Here is an 18,279-nt window from a genome sequence, read left to right as displayed (position 1 = left end):
CTGGACAGCTTGGCGGCGAGGGCGACATGTGGGTCAGCATGACTGACCTGCATTGAGCCCTGATCGGCCGCGAGTGTTATTTCAAACCGAGCCGCTTCGCCAGTCGGTGCAGGTTGGCCACATCCATATCGAGCATTCGCGCACAGGCAGACCAGTTATCTGCGCAATTTTTCAGCGTGCTTTCAATCAGCTGACGCTGGAAGCTATCCGTCGCGTCCCGTAGGCATTGGCCAACGCTGCTGGAAGGAACATCCACAGCAACAGGCAGTATCGCCAGCTGTTCGGGTACTTGATTGAAATGCTGTGCTTCCAGCAGCAGCTCTTCACTTTGCTGGGTCGCACGAGCAAGGATTGTCGCTCGATAAACAGCATGCTCCAGTTCGCGAACGTTTCCTGGCCACGAATACTGCTTGAGCAACGACAGGCAACCGGCAGCCAACGCCACCCGTCGCAATCCCATGCGTACCCGGCTCTGTTCGCAGAAAAAACCCGCTAGCAATGTGATGTCCTGCCCACGCTCACGCAGTGGCGGCACATGCACAGGGAACACGCTTAAACGGTGGAACAGGTCGACCCGGAAGCGATTGTTCAGCACCTCCTGCTTCAGGTCACGATTGGTCGCGGCAAGCACCCTTACGTTGACCCGCAAGACGGTATCGTCACCGACCCGTTGCAGGTCGCCGTATTGCAATACCCGCAGCAGTTTTGCTTGCAGGCTCAGCGACAGTTCACCGATTTCGTCGAGGAACAGTGTGCCGTTATCGGCCATTTCGAACTTCCCGGTGCGATGATGGATCGCCCCGGTGAAGGCACCTTTGACATGGCCGAACAACTCACTTTCAGCCACTGACTCCGGCAGCGCAGCGCAGTTTAGATAGACCACAGGGTGACTGGCGCGTGATGAACCTTCATGTATCGCCTTGGCGACCAGTTCCTTGCCGACCCCGGTTTCTCCAGTGATCAAAACGTTCAGGTCGGAACCTGCCACCATTTCGATCTCTCTTTTCAACTGTTGCATGACCTCGCTGAGCCCGACCATTTCGGTGCCGGGTTTGCCCGCCGGGACATGACTGATGGAGAGAGGCGTAATGGTCTGACTCTCGAGTTGCTCGACCAGCAACGCATTGGTCAAGGCAGCAGAAGCGAGGGCGCCCACCAGTCGCAGTTCTTCGTCGCTGAAGTGATCAAACTGTGCCGGGTCCATGCCATCGATCGTCAGCGCGCCAATCAGTGTCTGGTCCGCGAACAACGGTAACCCGATGCAGGCATGTACTTTGAGGTCCTGCCGGCTGGGGATCAGGCCGTCATAGGGATCAGGCAAATGACTCTCTGCCGGAAAGCGCACCACGTCACCGGCGCGGGCGATGGCTTCCAGACGTGGATGTGCATCAAGGCTGAAGCGGCGCCCCAGAACATCCGGTGCCAGGCCATCGATCGCCAGCGGACGGAACAGTCGCTGTTCATAACGTAACAAGGCAGAGGCGTCGCAACCCAGCAATTGGCGCAGGGTATTGATCAGACGTTGAAAACGGTCCTGATGGGAAATGCCGCTTTGCAGCTCAATAGCGATGCGTGCCAGGGATTCAACGGAGAGACTCATGGTTTGTCACTTTGACAATGAATTAGTCATAAAGACAATAGTCGGGCAATGTCATATTGACAATCATTGTTTTATTTTTCCTTTTAAATCAACTAGTTATTATGTGGCACGAAGGTTGCCATCTTTGGTGTAGAACATCATTTCTATACCGAGGTAGGTCATGTCAATTCACGTCAAAAACAACATTCATTGGGTCGGTCAGCGCGATTGGGAAGTGCGGGACTTTCATGGCACAGAATACAAATGCCACAAAGGTAGCAGCTATAACAGCTACCTGATCCGTGAAGAAAAGACCGTACTGATTGATACGGTTGATCACAGGTTCAGTCGGGAGTTCATACAGAACCTGGCGATGGAAATCGACCTGAACACGCTGGACTGTATCGTCATCAACCACGCGGAAGAGGACCATGCAGGGGCGCTGACAGAGTTGATGTCGCTGATCCCGAATACGCCGATCTATTGCACCGCCAATGGCGTGGACTCGATCAACGGTCATCACCATCATCCCGAGTGGAATTTCCACGTCGTCCATACCGGCGACACCCTGGATGTCGGCAATGGCAAACAGCTGGTTTTCGTGGAAACCCCGATGCTGCATTGGCCGGACAGCATGATGACGTACATGACCGGCGATGCCGTTCTGTTCAGTAACGACGCCTTTGGCCAGCATTACTGCGACGAACACCTGTTTAATGATGAAGTGGATCAAAACGAACTGTTCGAACAGTGCCAACGCTACTACGCCAATATCCTCACCCCCTTCAGTCGCCTGGTCATTGCCAAGATTACCGAGATCCTCGGTTTCAACCTGCCGGTCGATATGATTGCCACCGCTCATGGCGTGGTGTGGCGTGATAATCCGACGCAGATCGTGCACCGCTATCTGGAATGGGCAGCGGACTATCAGGAGGATCGCATCACCCTGTTCTACGACACCATGTCGAACAACACCCGCATGATGGCCGATGCCATCGCGCAGGGTATTCACGAAGTCGATCCAGGTGTGGCGGTGAAGATTTTCAACGTCGCACGCCACGACAAGAATGAAATTCTGACCAACGTGTTCCGCTCAAAAGGCGTTTTGGTGGGCTCGTCCACCATGAACAACGTGATGATGCCTAAAGTCGCCGCACTGCTGGAGGAAATAACCGGGCTGCGTTTTCGTGACAAAAAGGCTTCGGCGTTTGGCAGTTACGGCTGGAATGGCGGGGCGGTAGACCGTATCCAGACGCGCTTGATGGACGCTGGTTTTGAAACCACATTGGCGCTCAAAGCCAAGTGGCGGCCGGACGGCGAGGCGCTTGAGGTTTGCCGGGCTCATGGCCGCGAAATCGCTCGGCAATGGGCGCTGCATCCATCGACGGCTGCACATGTCGCACCCGCTGCAGCCACCGCAACTGCCCAGGCAGACCCCATCGCGGACAACGGCCTGCGCATGCGCTGCAGTGTCTGCCAATGGATTTACGACCCCGCGATCGGCGAGCCTATGCAGGATGTGCAGGCCGGTACGGCCTGGTGTGATGTGCCTGATTACTTCCTGTGCCCTGAATGTTCAATGGGTAAATCGGTATTCGATGAGCTGCCTTCGGAGGCGACATGAACCGGGAAATCGTCATTGTGGGCTCCGGCTTCGCGGCTCGTCAGGTGGTCAAGAACTTGCGCCGGCTCGATGCGGCGGTGCCCATTCGATTGATCGCTGCAGACAGTTGCGATGAGTACAACAAGCCCGACCTGAGTCACGTCGTCAGTCTCAATCAGACCGCAGACGACATGACTCGCCAGCCTGCAGCAGAGTTTGCCGAGATGTATCGGTTGACCCTGAACTCGTGCTGCCAGCTCACTGCGATTGATCGCGAAAACCAGCGTGTTAGCACCGGTAATGAGGCATTCAGCTACGACCAACTGATTCTCGCCACGGGGGCGCAAGCCATGGTTCCGCCGATTCCCGGGCGGGAGTGGATGGTGACGCTGAACAGCCAGCAGGAATACCGTCATGCACAACATGCACTGCGGGCTGCACAGCGCGTACTGATCCTCGGGGCCGGCTTGATTGGCAGTGAACTGGCAATGGACATCAATCGTGCTGGAAAGCAGGTGGTGCTGATGGACAAGTCCTGCAGCCTGCTCGCATCGTTGCTTCCTGTTGAGGTGAGCAGCCGCCTGCAGCACCGGTTATGCCAGATGGGTGTGGAAATGCTGTTTAACCAGGCGTTGGTATCCATTGAAAAGAGAAACGATGGCCTGTTGGCGACGTTGTCCAACGGCCGACACATCAGCGCCGATGTGATCGTTGCCTCAATTGGGTTGAAACCCGATACGACGTTAGCCACACAGGCTGGCTTACGAGTGGACCGTGGCATTGAAGTTGATGAACGCATGTGTACCTCTGACCCACGCATATTCGCCGTTGGCGATTGCGCGCAAATCCAGGGCAAGCTACTGCCGTTTCTGCAACCTATCCAGGTAAGCGCCATGACCCTGGCGCGTAATGTGCTGGGTGGGAATGAGGAAGTTAAGTTCCCGGCGATGCTGGTGAAGGTCAAGACTCCGGAAATGCCGCTGCACCTGGCCGGAGAAACCAGCCGCAAGGATTTGCAATGGCAGATCAGCCTTGAGGCACAGGGGCTGATAGCCAGAGGCATGGATATGGCAGGGCAGTTACGTGCGTTCGTCGTCAGTGAAGACCAAATGAAGCAGGCCTTTACGTTACTACGGCAACTCTCGTTGTGAATCCAATTGGCAGAGCTCTCGCGCGTTCCTGGACATACGGGCAAAAAAAGGCCAACCCGCAGGGGTTGGCCTTTTTTGTAGCGCGGCGAAAGCAGCATAGTGTGAACGTCAGCTGCTTTTGTGAGTGCCTACACCCGATCAGAAATCCAGGTTAGACACCGCCAAAGCATTGCTCTCGATGAAGTCACGGCGAGGCTCGACCGCATCACCCATCAGGGTGTTGAAGATCTGGTCTGCGCCAATGGCGTCTTCGATGGTCACGCGCAGCATACGGCGCTGAGCGGGGTCCATGGTGGTTTCCCACAGTTGATCCGGGTTCATCTCGCCCAGACCTTTGTAGCGCTGGATGGTGTGACGCTTGGTGCTTTCGGCCATCAGCCAGTCAAGGGCTTCCTTGAATTCCCTGACCTGCTTCTTGCGTTCGCCACGTTGGATATAAGCGCCGTCGTCCAGCAGGGTGCTCAGTTGTGCGCCCAGGGTGACCACGGTTTTGTAGTCGTTGCTGCCGAAGAAGTCGCGGTTGAAGGTGACGTAGTTGGACAGGCCGTGGGAGATCAATTCGACCTCGGGCAGCCACACGTTACGTTCACGGTCTTCGCGCAGGCTGGCTTTGTACACCAGGCCGGATTTCTCGACGGTGCGCAGACGCACTTCGTACTGGGCCAGCCAATCCTGCATCGCTGCGTGATCGCCCAACTGCTCCAGGCTCACGGCCGGCAGGTAGATGAAGTGCTCGGTCAGTTCCTGAGGGTACAGGCGCGACAGACGCTTGAGCGTCTTCATGACCATGCGGAAGTCGTTGACCAGACGCTCCAGCGCCTCACCGGAAATGCCCGGCGCTTCTTCGTTCAAGTGCAGGCTGGCGTCTTCCAGGGCCGACTGCGTCATGTACTCTTCCATGGCGTCGTCGTCTTTGATGTATTGCTCTTGCTTGCCCTTTTTGACTTTGTACAACGGCGGCTGGGCGATGTAGATGTAGCCGCGCTCGATCAGCTCCGGCAACTGACGGAAGAAGAAGGTCAGCAGCAGGGTACGGATGTGCGAACCGTCGACGTCAGCATCGGTCATGATGATGATGTTGTGATAGCGCAGCTTGTCGATGTTGTATTCGTCGCGGCCGATACCGCAGCCCAACGCCGTGATCAAGGTGCCGACTTCCTGGGAGGAAATCATCTTGTCGAAGCGTGCTTTCTCGACGTTGAGGATCTTACCCTTCAGCGGCAGGATGGCCTGGGTTCGACGGTTACGGCCCTGCTTGGCGGAACCGCCAGCAGAGTCACCTTCCACCAGGTACAGCTCGGAGAGGGCAGGGTCCTTCTCCTGGCAGTCAGCCAGTTTGCCCGGCAGGCCGGCGATGTCCAGCGCGCCTTTGCGGCGGGTCATCTCACGGGCTTTACGCGCGGCTTCACGGGCACGCGCTGCGTCGATCATCTTGCCGACAACCAGCTTGGCTTCGTTCGGGTTTTCCAGCAGGAAGTCGGAGAAGTACTTGCCCATCTCCTGTTCCACGGCGGTCTTCACTTCGGAAGACACCAGCTTGTCTTTGGTCTGGGAGCTGAACTTAGGGTCCGGTACTTTCACCGAAATAATCGCAGTCAGACCTTCACGCGCATCGTCACCGGTGGTGGCAACTTTGTGCTTCTTGGCCAGGCCTTCGGCTTCGATGTAGGTGTTCAGGTTACGCGTCAGCGCGGAACGGAAACCCACCAGGTGAGTACCGCCGTCGCGCTGCGGAATGTTGTTGGTGAAGCACAACAGGTTCTCGTTGAAGCTATCGTTCCACTGCAGGGCGATTTCCACGCCGATGCCGTCTTCACGCTGGACGTTGAAGTGGAACACCTGGTTGACCGGAGTCTTGTTGGTGTTCAGGTATTCAACGAACGCACGCAGGCCGCCTTCGTACTTGAACAGCTCTTCCTTGCCGCTGCGCTCATCCTTGAGGACGATGCCGACACCGGAGTTGAGGAAGGACAGTTCACGAATCCGCTTGGCCAGAATGTCCCAGCTGAAGTGGATGTTCTTGAAGGTTTCGTCAGAAGGACGGAAGTGAATCTGGGTACCGGTAGTTTCGCTTTCGCCAACAACCTTCATCGGTTCCTGCGGAACACCGTGAACGTAGGTCTGCTCCCAAATCTTGCCGCTGCGACGCACGGTCAGCACCAGCAATTCGGAGAGGGCGTTTACTACGGAAACACCTACGCCGTGCAAACCACCGGATACTTTGTACGAGTTGTCGTCGAACTTACCGCCAGCGTGGAGCACGGTCATGATGACCTCTGCCGCCGAAACGCCTTCTTCTTTATGCACGTCTACCGGAATGCCACGACCGTTGTCGCGCACGGTGATGGACTCATCCGGGTGAATGATAATGCTGATGTCGTCGCAGTGACCGGCGAGAGCTTCGTCGATGGAGTTGTCGACCACCTCGAACACCATGTGGTGCAGACCGCTACCATCATCGGTGTCGCCAATGTACATACCGGGACGTTTGCGTACGGCATCCAAACCTTTCAGCACTTTAATGCTGGTCGAGTCGTACGTGTTTTCTTCGCTCATGCCTTCACTCCCGATGGTCGTGGGTCTGGGTGATACGGCCTTGTTCCACGTGGAACAAAGCGACTGGCGTTTCCGTCTGCCAGCCTTCCCTCAATAATTCGTGGTCTACACAGGTGATAAACACCTGGCAGCGTAAGTCTTCCAACAAGCGGCATAACGCTCGGCGGTGTTGCTCGTCGAGTTCTGACGGCAAATCATCCACCAGATAAATACATTGACCGCGCCGGGCCTGGCTAACCAAATGCCCTTGGGCGATACGCAATGCACATACCACCAGCTTCTGCTGGCCGCGGGACAAGATATCCGCGGCATTATGTGCGCCTAACCTAAGACGCAAATCAGCGCGCTGGGGGCCGGCCTGGGTGTGGCCGATTTGCTGATCCCGCTGCAAGGACGTGGCGAGCACTGCACTCAGTTCACGCTCTTTGTCCCAACCGCGGTAGTAGCTCAGCGTCAGCCCTTCGAGGTCCAACAACTCACTCAAGGTCTGCTCAAAGACTGGTTTCAAGGCTTTGATATAGGCGCGGCGGTATTCATCTATTTCGTCGCTGGCCAGGCACAGTTCCCGGTCCCAGGCTGCTTGCGACGCGGCGTCAAGTGTACCATGCCGCAGCCATGAGTTCCGCTGCCGCAAGGCCTTCTGCAGGCGCTGCCAAGTGGCCATGAAGCGCGGTTCCACGTGGAACACTCCCCAATCGAGGAACTGCCGACGGATTTTCGGCGCGCCTTCGAGCAAACGGAAACTGTCGGGGTTGATCAGTTGCAGCGGCAGGATTTCCGCCAACTGCGCCGCGCTGCGAGCATTTTGCCCGTCGATACGGATCTGAAACTCGCCCCCGCGATCACGGGATATCCCCAGGCTGCTATGGCCACCTTCAGCCAACTCGACCTGGCCAAACACCGTACACGCCAGTTGTTCGTACTGAATCACCGGCAACAGGCGGGCACTGCGGAAAGACCGGGCAAGCCCCAACAAATGGATGGCTTCCAGCACGCTGGTTTTGCCACTGCCGTTGGCGCCGTGGAGGATATTGATGCGGGGGGAGGGGGAGAAGGTCACCGGGTGCAGATTGCGCACCGCGGTGACCGAGACGCGACTGAGGGACATCTAGCTTCTGCTGAGCATGATTACAGACGCATCGGCATAACAACGTAAGCCGAGTCATCGTTATCGGATTCTTGCACCAGCGCACTGCTGTTGGAGTCGGACAGAATCAGGCGAACCTGTTCGGTGGTCATCACACCCAGCACGTCGAGCAAGTAGCTCACGTTGAAGCCGATTTCCAGCGAACCGCCGTTGTAGTCGACGCCCACTTCTTCTTCCGCTTCTTCCTGTTCCGGGTTGTTGGCCTGGATCTTCAGTTGGCCGTTGGCCAATTGCAGGCGAATACCCCGGTACTTTTCGTTGGACAGAATCGCAGTACGGCTGAACGCCTCACGCAGGGCCTGACGATCACCGACCACCAGCTTGTCGCCACCCTTGGGCAGTACACGCTCGTAATCCGGGAACTTGCCGTCAACCAGCTTGGAGGTGAAGGTGAACTCGCCAGTGGTGGCGCGGATATGATGCTGGCCCAGGACGATGCTGACAATACCGTCCGGCTCGGTGAGCAGACGCGCCAGTTCAAGGATACCTTTGCGCGGCACGATCACCTGATGACGGTCCGGCTGACCGATATCGGCCTTCATCGAACACATGGCCAGGCGGTGACCGTCGGTGGCCACGGCGCGAATAATGCCTTCCGACACTTCCAGCAACATACCGTTGAGGTAATAGCGCACGTCCTGCTGGGCCATGGCGAAGCTAGTGCGCTCGATCAAACGACGCAGTTTGCTTTGCTCCAGGCTGCAGGTCAGCGAACCCGGGCCTTCTTCCACAGTCGGGAAGTCATTGGCCGGCAAGGTCGACAAGGTGAAGCGGCTGCGGCCGGCCTTGACCACCAGCTTCTGCTCATCGACCTTGATGTCGATCAGTGCGTCGTTGGGCAAGCTTTTGCAGATATCCATCAGCTTGCGCGCGGGCACGGTGATCTCGCCAGGTTCAGCGGGCTCTTCCAGCTGAACGCGACCCACCAGTTCGACTTCCAGGTCGGTGCCGGTCAAGGACAATTGCTGGCCCTCGACAACCAGCAATACGTTGGAAAGCACCGGCAAGGTCTGTCGGCGCTCGACGACGCCTGCGACCAGTTGCAGGGGTTTCAACAGGGCTTCGCGTTGAATGGTGAAGTGCATGGTCTAGTCCCTTGCCTTAATAAGCTGCGCTGGTGTCATCAAGTAGTCAGTGTACGCAGCAGGTTCTTGTAGTCCTCGCGAATATCCGCGTCGGATTCCTTAAGCTCGTTGATCTTGCGGCATGCGTGCAAGACCGTGGTGTGGTCGCGGCCACCGAAGACATCGCCGATTTCCGGCAGGCTGTGGTTGGTCAACTCCTTGGAGAGTGCCATGGCCACCTGACGCGGACGTGCCACCGAGCGCGAACGGCGCTTGGACAGCAGATCGGAAATCTTGATCTTGTAGTACTCGGCCACGGTGCGTTGGATGTTATCCACACTTACCAGTTTGTCCTGCAGAGCCAGCAGGTCTTTCAGGGATTCGCGAATCAGCTCGATGGTGATGTCGCGGCCCATGAAGTGCGAGTGCGCGATGACCCGCTTGAGCGCGCCTTCCAGCTCACGCACGTTGGAGCGAATGCGTTGGGCGATGAAGAACGCGGCATCGTGGGGCAGATCGACTTTGGCCTGATCGGCCTTTTTCATCAGGATCGCCACGCGGGTTTCCAGCTCCGGTGGCTCGACCGCCACGGTCAGGCCCCAGCCGAAGCGCGACTTCAAGCGTTCTTCCAGGCCTTCGATTTCCTTCGGGTAGCGGTCGCTGGTCAAGATGACCTGCTGGCCGCCTTCGAGCAGGGCGTTGAAGGTGTGGAAAAACTCTTCCTGGGAACGTTCCTTGCGCGCGAAGAATTGAATGTCATCGATCAGCAAGGCATCCACGGAACGGTAGAACCGCTTGAACTCGTTGATAGCGTTGAGCTGCAAGGCCTTGACCATGTCAGCCACGAAGCGTTCCGAGTGCAGGTACACGACCTTGGCATTCGGGTTCTTCTTTAATAGATGGTTACCCACCGCGTGCATCAAGTGCGTCTTACCCAGGCCAACGCCACCATAAAGGAACAGCGGGTTGTAACCGTGCTTGGGGTTGTCGGCGACTTGCCAGGCGGCCGCGCGGGCCAGCTGGTTGGATTTACCCTCGACAAAGTTCTCAAAGGTAAAGGTGCGGTTCAGGTAGCTGGTGTGCTTGAGCGCGCCTTCGACCTGCACGGTGCGCTGCTCGGCGCGAACCGGTGCTTGCTGGGAACTGGCACCCGCCATCGGATCGAAGCTGTCGCGGGACGGCTCTTCATTGGCCGGCGCGTTTTTCTGGGCCGACGATTTCGAAGGCGTCGGCGCGGGAGCCGGCGCGTGGTTGACCGGAGCCGTCACCGCCTGGGCTTGCGACGCGGCAGCCGCCAATGGCGCATTCGGCGCAGCGCGAGGCGCGGAGCTACGTTTGCTGCCTATTAATAAGGAGAGCACGGGCGCGAGGCCGTTGCCATGTTCATCGAGCAATTCGAGAACGCGGCTCAGGTACTTCTCGTTGACCCAGTCGAGAACAAAACGGTTGGGTGCGTAGACGCGCAACTCGTCGCCTTCGGCTTCGACCTGTAGCGGACGGATCCAGGTGTTGAATTGCTGGGCAGGCAGCTCATCGCGCAAAAGCTCTACGCACTGCTGCCAAAGTTCCACTGACACGGATATCCCCTAAGTTGAAAGCCGGTGAGGCAAAAACAGCCGCCATTGTAGCGGTCGGCCGCCCACTTATCCACATGTAGGTTGCGCACAGGCCAGCCAAAATCAACGCCTTAACGTGAATAAAGGCGACCAATGGTCTGTGCATAAGCTCTGTGGATAAGCGCCCCTGAGCTCGTTGCACAAGTGGGGTCGAAAGTCTGTGGGTAACTGGCCTGTGGATAACAACCCATTCCACCCACAGCTTATCCGACAGCGCAGCACAGGCAGAGCACCGTTTCTCCCCCGTGTTGTCATTCTCTGTACATCACGTGGAATAAGGCCTAAAGGCAGTTATCCACAGAGGAATGCCTGCCTAGCTTTTATAAGCTTTACAGAAAAGCTTTAAATAACTTCCTTCTTTATTTTTATATCTATGGCATTGCCCTTGGAAGCTCGCTGGACAAAAAAGGGCGGATTGCCTGTAAAGATCTAATTGAAGGAAAAGCTGGTTGGAAATTGACCTAGAGGCTTGCTTTCTCTAGAATCGCCGGTCTCTTAAAACGGGGGCCATTCCGGCCCGTTGTGGACGAACCAGGTAACAACGCCATGAAACGTACTTTCCAACCAAGCACCATCAAACGCGCCCGTACCCACGGCTTCCGTGCTCGCATGGCTACCAAGAACGGCCGTGCTGTCCTGTCGCGTCGCCGCGCCAAAGGTCGTGCGCGTCTGGCAGTTTGATAATCCGGTACTGGTGGTGAGTCAGGACTTCAGTCGGGAAAAGCGTCTGCTTACCCCCCGGCACTTCAAGGCAGTCTTTGACTCCCCCACCGGCAAGGTTCCGGGGAAAAATCTCCTGCTCCTTGCGCGTAACAACGATCTGGATCACCCCCGTCTCGGGTTGGTGATCGGCAAGAAGAGCGTAAAGCTCTCCGTTGAGCGCAATCGCCTCAAGCGTCTGATGCGCGAATCGTTTCGCCTCCACCAGGACACTCTGGTTGGTTGGGATATTGTTATCGTCGCGCGCAAAGGCTTGGGGGACGTAGAAAACCCCGAATTGATTCAGCATTTCGGCAAGCTCTGGAAACGTCTGGCGCGTACCAACAAACCAGCACCAGCAGTCAGCACCGAAACTGTAGGGGTAGACAGCCTTGATGCGTAAACTGGCACTCGTTCCGATCCAGTTTTACCGCTATGCCATTAGTCCTCTGATGGCCAACCACTGTCGTTTCTACCCCAGTTGTTCCTGCTACGCGTTAGAGGCCATAGAAAATCATGGTCTTCTGCGCGGTGGCTGGCTGACCTTTCGTCGTTTAGGTCGCTGTCATCCGTGGAATCCCGGTGGTTATGACCCGGTTCCACCTATCCCTACCTCCCGTTCTTCTTCGATGGCCGAGTAATCATGGATATTAAACGCACGATCCTGATCGTCGCCCTGGCAATCGTGTCCTACGTCATGGTTCTTAAGTGGAACCAGGACTACGGCCAAGCTGCCCTGCCGACTCAGAATGTTGCTGGCAATCAGGCTGCGCCGGCTATTCCGGACACCCCGCTGGGTAACAATGCGTCCGCGAGTGCCGATGTTCCCAGCGCGAATGGCGAGACAAGCGCCCCTGTAGAAACGCCAGTTGTCACCAATAAAGACCTCATCCATGTGAAAACGGATGTGCTCGACCTGGCTATCGATCCACAAGGTGGTGATATCGCGCAGCTGAAACTGCCGCTGTATCCACGTCGCCAAGACCATCCGGATGTTCCGTTCCAGCTGTTCGATAACGGCGGCGAACGCGTTTATCTGGCACAAAGCGGCCTGACCGGCACCAACGGTCCGGATGCGCGTGCTACCGGTCGTCCGGTTTATTCGACCGAACAGAAGACTTATCAACTGGCTGACGGCCAGAACCAGTTGAACGTCGACCTGAAATTCAGCCTCGACGGCGTCAATTACATCAAACGCTTCAGCTTCACCCGCGGTTTGTACGACTTGAAGGTCACTTACCTGATCGACAACGAAAGCGACAAAGCGTGGAGCGGCAACCTGTTTGCCCAGCTCAAGCGTGATGGCAGCGCCGATCCTTCTTCGAGCACCGCCACCGGCACCGCGACTTACCTGGGCGCCGCCCTGTGGACAAGTAACGAGCCGTACAAAAAAGTGTCGATGAAAGATATCGACAAGGGCGCGCTGAAAGAAACCGTCCAAGGTGGTTGGGTTGCCTGGTTGCAACACTACTTCGTGACCGCGTGGATCCCGAACAAGGGTGAAGCCAACCTGGTGCAAACCCGCAAGGACAGCCAGGGCAACTACATCATCGGCTTTACTGGCCCGACGTTGACCGTTGCTCCAGGCGCCAAGGCTGAAACCACCGCGACCCTGTACGCCGGCCCGAAAAGCCAGGCAGTGCTCAAAGAGTTATCCCCAGGTCTGGAACTGACTGTGGATTACGGCATCCTGTGGTTCATTGCCCAGCCGATCTTCTGGCTGCTGCAACATATCCACAGCATCGTCGGCAACTGGGGCTTCTCGATCATCTTCCTGACGATGCTGATCAAGGGGATCTTCTTCCCACTGTCGGCCGCCAGCTACAAGTCGATGGCGCGCATGCGTGCCGTGGCCCCGAAACTGGCCGCGCTGAAAGAACAACATGGCGACGACCGGCAGAAAATGTCGCAGGCCATGATGGAGCTGTACAAGAAAGAGAAGATCAACCCGCTGGGTGGATGCTTGCCGATTCTGGTGCAGATGCCGGTATTCCTGTCGCTGTACTGGGTACTCCTGGAAAGCGTGGAAATGCGCCAGGCACCGTTCATGCTGTGGATAACTGACCTGTCGATCAAAGACCCGTTCTTTATCCTGCCGATCATCATGGGCGCGACCATGTTCATCCAGCAGCGCCTGAACCCGACTCCGCCGGATCCGATGCAGGCCAAGGTAATGAAAATGATGCCAATCATCTTCACCTTCTTCTTCCTGTGGTTCCCGGCTGGTCTGGTGCTGTACTGGGTGGTCAACAACGTGTTGTCGATCTCTCAACAGTGGTACATCACACGTAAGATCGAAGCGGCTACCAAAAAAGCCGCGGCGTAACTTACTCTGTGGATAACCACTCAAGACGCCCCCTAGTGGGGCGTTTTGCTTTCCGTCACTTTTGTTCTGGAACCTGCTGATGAGCGCTCCTCGTGAAACCATCGCTGCTGTCGCTACCGCCCAAGGTCGCGGCGGTGTCGGTATCGTTCGAATTTCCGGGCCGCTCGCCGGCATGGCCGCCAAGGCCATCAGCGGTCGTGAGTTGAAACCGCGCTACGCCCATTACGGCGCATTTCTGGATGCGGATAACCAGGTGCTGGACGAAGGCCTGGCCCTCTATTTCCCGGGGCCGAATTCCTTTACCGGTGAAGACGTCCTTGAATTGCAGGGTCACGGCGGCCCCGTCGTGCTGGATATGCTGCTGCAGCGCTGCCTGCAACTGGGCTGTCGCCTGGCCCGGCCGGGAGAATTCAGCGAGCGTGCATTCCTCAACGACAAACTCGACCTGGCCCAGGCCGAAGCCATTGCCGATTTGATCGAGGCCAGTTCTGCACAGGCGGCGCGCAACGCCTTGCGCTCACTGCAGGGCGCGTTTTCCCTGCGCGTGCATAACTTGACCGAGCAACTGATCAGCCTGCGCATCTATGTGGAGGCGGCGATTGATTTTCCGGAAGAAGAAATCGACTTCCTCGCCGATGGCCATGTGTTGGCGATGCTGGATAAAGTCCGCGACGAGTTATCCACAGTACTGCGCGAAGCCGGGCAGGGCGCGTTGTTGCGCGACGGCATGACCGTGGTGATTGCCGGGCGCCCCAATGCGGGCAAATCCAGCCTGCTCAATGCCCTGGCCGGCCGTGAAGCGGCGATCGTCACCGAGATTGCCGGCACCACCCGGGATATCCTGCGCGAACATATCCACATCGACGGCATGCCGCTGCACGTCGTCGATACGGCCGGGCTGCGTGACACCGACGACCAGGTGGAAAAGATCGGCGTGGAACGCGCCCTCAAGGCCATCGGCGAAGCCGACCGTGTGCTGCTGGTGGTAGACGCCACTGCGCCCGAGGCGGTGGACCCTTTTGCCCTGTGGCCGGAATTCCTCGAGCAACGGCCCGACCCGGCCAAAGTCACCTTGATCCGCAACAAGGCCGACCTGACTGGCGAAGCCATTGCCATGGAAACCAGTGAGGATGGCCACGTCACGATCAGCCTGAGTGCCAAGTCGGCCGGGGATGGCCTGGAGTTGCTGCGCGAACACCTCAAAGCCTGCATGGGCTATGAGCAGACGTCGGAAAGCAGCTTCAGCGCCCGTCGCAGGCACCTGGAGGCGCTGCGCCATGCTAGCGCGGCCCTGGAGCATGGTCGGGCGCAGCTGACCTTGGCTGGCGCCGGTGAGCTGTTGGCTGAGGATTTACGCCAGGCGCAGCAGCTATTGGGCGAGATCACCGGGGCATTCAGCTCGGATGACCTGCTGGGGCGGATCTTTTCCAGCTTCTGTATCGGTAAATAGACCTTCGTTGTCCACAGACAGGCCATTCGTGCCTGTCTGTTTCTCTTGTTTCAGCCGATTTCCTCTCTTTCTGCACTCCTGAGCCAGCCATTGGTGGCCTCACCGTGGGCGCGATTTGCGTTGGCGCAGCAATTTCTGTGGATTAAGCCCTGTGAATAACCGCGCCTGTGCCCGGTTGATAACAGGGCTTGAAACCTGAGCGAAAACCCCTCTGTGGATAACTGCCTGTTTAATCCACAGGCTTAAAGCACTTATCCACGCCGCTCATGGACACATGACCACAGACTTTTGAATCTCTGTACATTACGTAAATAAAGGGCTGTAGCAATCTATCCACAGAAAGTAGGCTCAGTATAAATAAACATAAAAACAAAGATTTAATATCTTTCTCTCTTTTAATTTCTATTGTCTGTGATTCATCCACAGCTGGTTAAATTTTGTGCAAAGGGTTCTTTAGGAAGGGCTAAGTCCCTATACTGGCCGCCAAAGCTCTAAAACCAGCTCAATCAATCAATTCCTAATTACCTACATAAGCAGGCACGAGGTGCGTGGTGGATTTCCCTTCCCGTTTTGAAGTGATCGTCATCGGCGGCGGTCATGCCGGTACCGAGGCAGCACTGGCCTCAGCACGCATGGGTGCAAAAACCCTGTTGCTGACGCACAACGTGGAAACCCTTGGTGCCATGAGTTGCAACCCTGCCATTGGCGGCATCGGCAAAAGCCATCTGGTCAAGGAAATCGACGCCCTTGGCGGCGCGATGGCCATGGCCACCGACAAAGGGGGTATTCAATTTCGTGTGCTGAACAGCCGCAAAGGCCCAGCCGTGCGTGCGACCCGGGCACAAGCTGACCGCATCCTGTACAAGGCGGCGGTACGCGAAACCCTGGAAAACCAGGCGAACCTGTGGATATTTCAACAGGCAGCCGATGACCTGATCGTCGAACAAGACCAGGTCCGCGGTGTTGTCACCCAGATGGGCCTGCGTTTCTTCGCTGAATCCGTGGTGTTGACCACCGGCACGTTCCTCGGTGGACTTATCCACATCGGCATGCAGAACTATTCCGGTGGCCGCGCCGGCGATCCGCCGTCGATTGCCCTGGCACAACGCCTGCGCGAACTGCCGCTGCGGGTCGGTCGCCTGAAAACCGGTACGCCGCCGCGGATCGATGGGCGTTCGGTGGATTTCTCGGTGATGACCGAGCAGGCCGGCGATACGCCGATTCCGGTGATGTCGTTCATGGGTTCGAAAGAGCAGCACCCGAAACAGGTGAGCTGCTGGATTACCCACACCAATGCGCGCACCCACGAAATCATTGCCGCGAACCTCGACCGTTCGCCGATGTATTCCGGGGTGATCGAAGGCATCGGCCCGCGTTACTGCCCGTCGATCGAAGACAAGATCCACCGCTTTGCCGACAAGGAAAGCCACCAGGTCTTCATCGAGCCCGAAGGCTTGACCACTCACGAGCTGTACCCGAACGGGATTTCCACTTCCCTGCCGTTCGACGTGCAAATCCAGATCGTGCAATCGATTCGCGGCATGGAAAACGCGCACATCGTGCGTCCCGGCTACGCCATCGAGTACGACTATTTCGACCCGCGTGACCTGAAATACAGCCTGGAAACCAAAGTGATCGGCGGTCTGTTCTTCGCCGGGCAAATCAATGGCACCACCGGTTACGAAGAAGCCGGCGCCCAAGGTTTGCTGGCCGGGGCCAACGCCGCGTTGCGCGCGCAGGGCAAAGACAGCTGGTGCCCGCGTCGCGATGAAGCGTATATCGGCGTGTTGGTCGACGACCTGATCACCCTGGGTACCCAGGAACCGTACCGGATGTTCACTTCGCGAGCGGAATACCGTCTGATCCTGCGCGAAGACAACGCCGACCTGCGCCTGACCGAAAAAGGCCGCGAGTTGGGCCTGGTGGATGACGCGCGTTGGGCGGCTTTCTGCAAGAAACGCGAAAGTATCGACCTGGAAGAGCAGCGCCTGAAAAGCACCTGGGTTCGCCCGGGTACCGAGCAGGGCGACGCGATCGCCGAAAAATTCGGCACGCCGCTGACCCACGAGTACAACCTGCTGAACCTGCTGTCCCGTCCGGAAATCGACTACGCTGGTCTGATTGAAGTGACCGGCGGCGGCGCAGACGATCCGCAGGTCGCCGAACAGGTCGAGATCAAAACCAAGTACGCCGGTTATATCGATCGCCAGCAGGACGAGATCGCTCGCCTGCGCGCCAGTGAAGACACCAAGCTGCCTGTGGATATCGATTACACCGGGATTTCCGGGCTGTCGAAAGAAATCCAAAGCAAGCTGGGGATAACTCGCCCGGAAACCCTGGGCCAGGCTTCACGGATCCCCGGTGTCACCCCGGCAGCCATTTCGCTATTGATGATTCATTTGAAAAAACGCGGCGCGGGCCGTCAGTTGGAGCAAAGCGCTTGAGTTCGTTGGTCACCTCGCAACACGCCGAAGAGTTATCCACAGGAGCACGCCAGTTGGGTGTCGACCTGAGCCCCGCCCAGCACGAGTTGCTGCTCGGCTACCTGGCCCTGTTGATCAAATGGAACAAGGCTTACAACCTGACGGCGGTGCGCGACCCCGACGAAATGGTCTCGCGCCACTTGCTCGACAGCCTGAGCGTGATGCCGTTCATCGAAAACGGCCGCTGGCTCGACGTCGGCAGCGGCGGCGGGATGCCTGGCATTCCGCTCGCTATCCTGTTTCCCGAGTCGCAAGTGACCTGCCTGGACAGTAACGGCAAGAAGACCCGCTTCCTGACCCAGGTCAAACTCGAATTGAAGCTGGACAACCTGCAAGTTATCCACAGTCGCGTCGAAGCCTTCACGCCGCCGCAGCCTTTCAACGGAATTGTTTCCCGGGCTTTCAGCAGCATGGAGAATTTCAGCAACTGGACCCGCCACTTAGGCGACCGCGACACACGTTGGCTGGCAATGAAGGGCGTTCATCCAAGCGACGAGCTGTTAGCATTGCCGGCAGACTTCCACCTCGATAGCGAACACGCCTTGGCCGTACCCGGTTGCCAAGGCCAACGCCATCTGCTGATACTGCGCCGCACGGCATGATTG

At 57.4% G+C, this 18,279-nt stretch carries 14 protein-coding genes; 9 read left to right on the top strand and 5 right to left on the bottom strand.

Annotated elements, in window-relative coordinates:
• Positions 1-76: 76 nt before the first annotated feature.
• Entirely contained in the window at positions 77-1,600 is a 1,524-nt protein-coding gene (norR, locus tag LQ249_RS00970; RefSeq protein WP_232566120.1) for a nitric oxide reductase transcriptional regulator NorR, read from the bottom strand.
• A gap of 160 nt (positions 1,601-1,760) precedes the next feature.
• On the opposite strand from norR, the gene norV reads away from it, so the two are divergent.
• Both norV and norW read left to right on the top strand, forming a co-directional pair.
• Positions 1,761-3,203: an anaerobic nitric oxide reductase flavorubredoxin gene (gene norV, locus LQ249_RS00965; protein ID WP_017848948.1), complete on the top strand. Its 1,443-nt coding sequence runs from the start codon at positions 1,761-1,763 to the stop codon at positions 3,201-3,203.
• Positions 3,200-4,333 carry an NADH:flavorubredoxin reductase NorW gene (gene norW, locus LQ249_RS00960; protein WP_057004920.1) on the top strand — a complete coding sequence of 378 codons (1,134 nt, stop codon included), beginning with the start codon at positions 3,200-3,202 and terminating at the stop codon, positions 4,331-4,333. The genes norV and norW overlap by 4 nt, the downstream gene beginning before the upstream one ends.
• Positions 4,334-4,471: 138 nt before the next feature.
• Here the strand turns inward: norW and gyrB are convergent, their stop codons facing one another.
• From gyrB to dnaA, 4 genes are read right to left on the bottom strand one after another with little or no spacing between them, the layout of a single operon-like run.
• Positions 4,472-6,889: a DNA topoisomerase (ATP-hydrolyzing) subunit B gene (gene gyrB, locus LQ249_RS00955; RefSeq protein ID WP_017848946.1), complete on the bottom strand. Its 2,418-nt coding sequence runs from the start codon at positions 6,887-6,889 to the stop codon at positions 4,472-4,474.
• A gap of 4 nt (positions 6,890-6,893) precedes the next feature.
• Positions 6,894-7,997, bottom strand: a complete 1,104-nt coding sequence (gene recF, locus LQ249_RS00950) for a DNA replication/repair protein RecF (protein ID WP_010565854.1) — start codon at positions 7,995-7,997, stop codon at positions 6,894-6,896.
• A gap of 20 nt (positions 7,998-8,017) precedes the next feature.
• The gene (gene dnaN, locus LQ249_RS00945) at positions 8,018-9,121 is read right to left on the bottom strand and encodes a DNA polymerase III subunit beta (protein ID WP_017848945.1); all 1,104 of its coding nucleotides are present in this window, start codon (positions 9,119-9,121) and stop codon (positions 8,018-8,020) included.
• Between the two features lie 38 nt (positions 9,122-9,159).
• Positions 9,160-10,677 (bottom strand): chromosomal replication initiator protein DnaA, encoded by a 1,518-nt coding sequence (gene dnaA, locus LQ249_RS00940; RefSeq protein ID WP_026140277.1) that lies wholly within the window; start codon positions 10,675-10,677, stop codon positions 9,160-9,162.
• Between the two features lie 585 nt (positions 10,678-11,262).
• Here dnaA and rpmH point away from each other — a divergent pair.
• The 7 genes from rpmH to rsmG all read left to right on the top strand — a co-directional run bounded on the left by rpmH (position 11,263) and on the right by rsmG (position 18,276).
• A complete protein-coding gene (rpmH, locus tag LQ249_RS00935) occupies positions 11,263-11,397 on the top strand; it encodes a 50S ribosomal protein L34 (protein ID WP_003213577.1) in 135 nt (44 codons plus the stop codon).
• Between the two features lie 16 nt (positions 11,398-11,413).
• Positions 11,414-11,818 (top strand): ribonuclease P protein component, encoded by a 405-nt coding sequence (rnpA, locus tag LQ249_RS00930; RefSeq protein WP_010565857.1) that lies wholly within the window; start codon positions 11,414-11,416, stop codon positions 11,816-11,818.
• Positions 11,811-12,056, top strand: coding sequence for a membrane protein insertion efficiency factor YidD (gene yidD / locus LQ249_RS00925; protein WP_003213574.1), 246 nt, complete (start codon positions 11,811-11,813; stop codon positions 12,054-12,056). Before rnpA ends, yidD begins: the two co-directional genes overlap by 8 nt.
• Before the next feature lie 2 nt (positions 12,057-12,058).
• Complete coding sequence (gene yidC / locus LQ249_RS00920; RefSeq protein ID WP_232566119.1) at positions 12,059-13,741, top strand: membrane protein insertase YidC; 1,683 nt, start codon at positions 12,059-12,061, stop codon at positions 13,739-13,741.
• A gap of 79 nt (positions 13,742-13,820) precedes the next feature.
• The gene (gene mnmE / locus LQ249_RS00915) at positions 13,821-15,191 is read left to right on the top strand and encodes a tRNA uridine-5-carboxymethylaminomethyl(34) synthesis GTPase MnmE (protein WP_017848941.1); all 1,371 of its coding nucleotides are present in this window, start codon (positions 13,821-13,823) and stop codon (positions 15,189-15,191) included.
• Positions 15,192-15,742: 551 nt separating this feature from the next.
• Positions 15,743-17,635 (top strand): tRNA uridine-5-carboxymethylaminomethyl(34) synthesis enzyme MnmG, encoded by a 1,893-nt coding sequence (gene mnmG, locus LQ249_RS00910; RefSeq protein WP_057004955.1) that lies wholly within the window; start codon positions 15,743-15,745, stop codon positions 17,633-17,635.
• Positions 17,632-18,276: a 16S rRNA (guanine(527)-N(7))-methyltransferase RsmG gene (rsmG, locus tag LQ249_RS00905; protein WP_026140276.1), complete on the top strand. Its 645-nt coding sequence runs from the start codon at positions 17,632-17,634 to the stop codon at positions 18,274-18,276. The genes mnmG and rsmG overlap by 4 nt, the downstream gene beginning before the upstream one ends.
• The last annotated feature ends 3 nt before the right edge of the window (positions 18,277-18,279 follow it).

The organism is Pseudomonas sp. 7-41 (genome assembly GCF_021233075.1).
GTDB classification, from domain to species: domain Bacteria; phylum Pseudomonadota; class Gammaproteobacteria; order Pseudomonadales; family Pseudomonadaceae; genus Aquipseudomonas; species Aquipseudomonas veronii.
The sequence above is the reverse complement of the archived record's forward strand: the minus strand, read 5'-3'. Positions and strand labels throughout refer to the sequence as shown.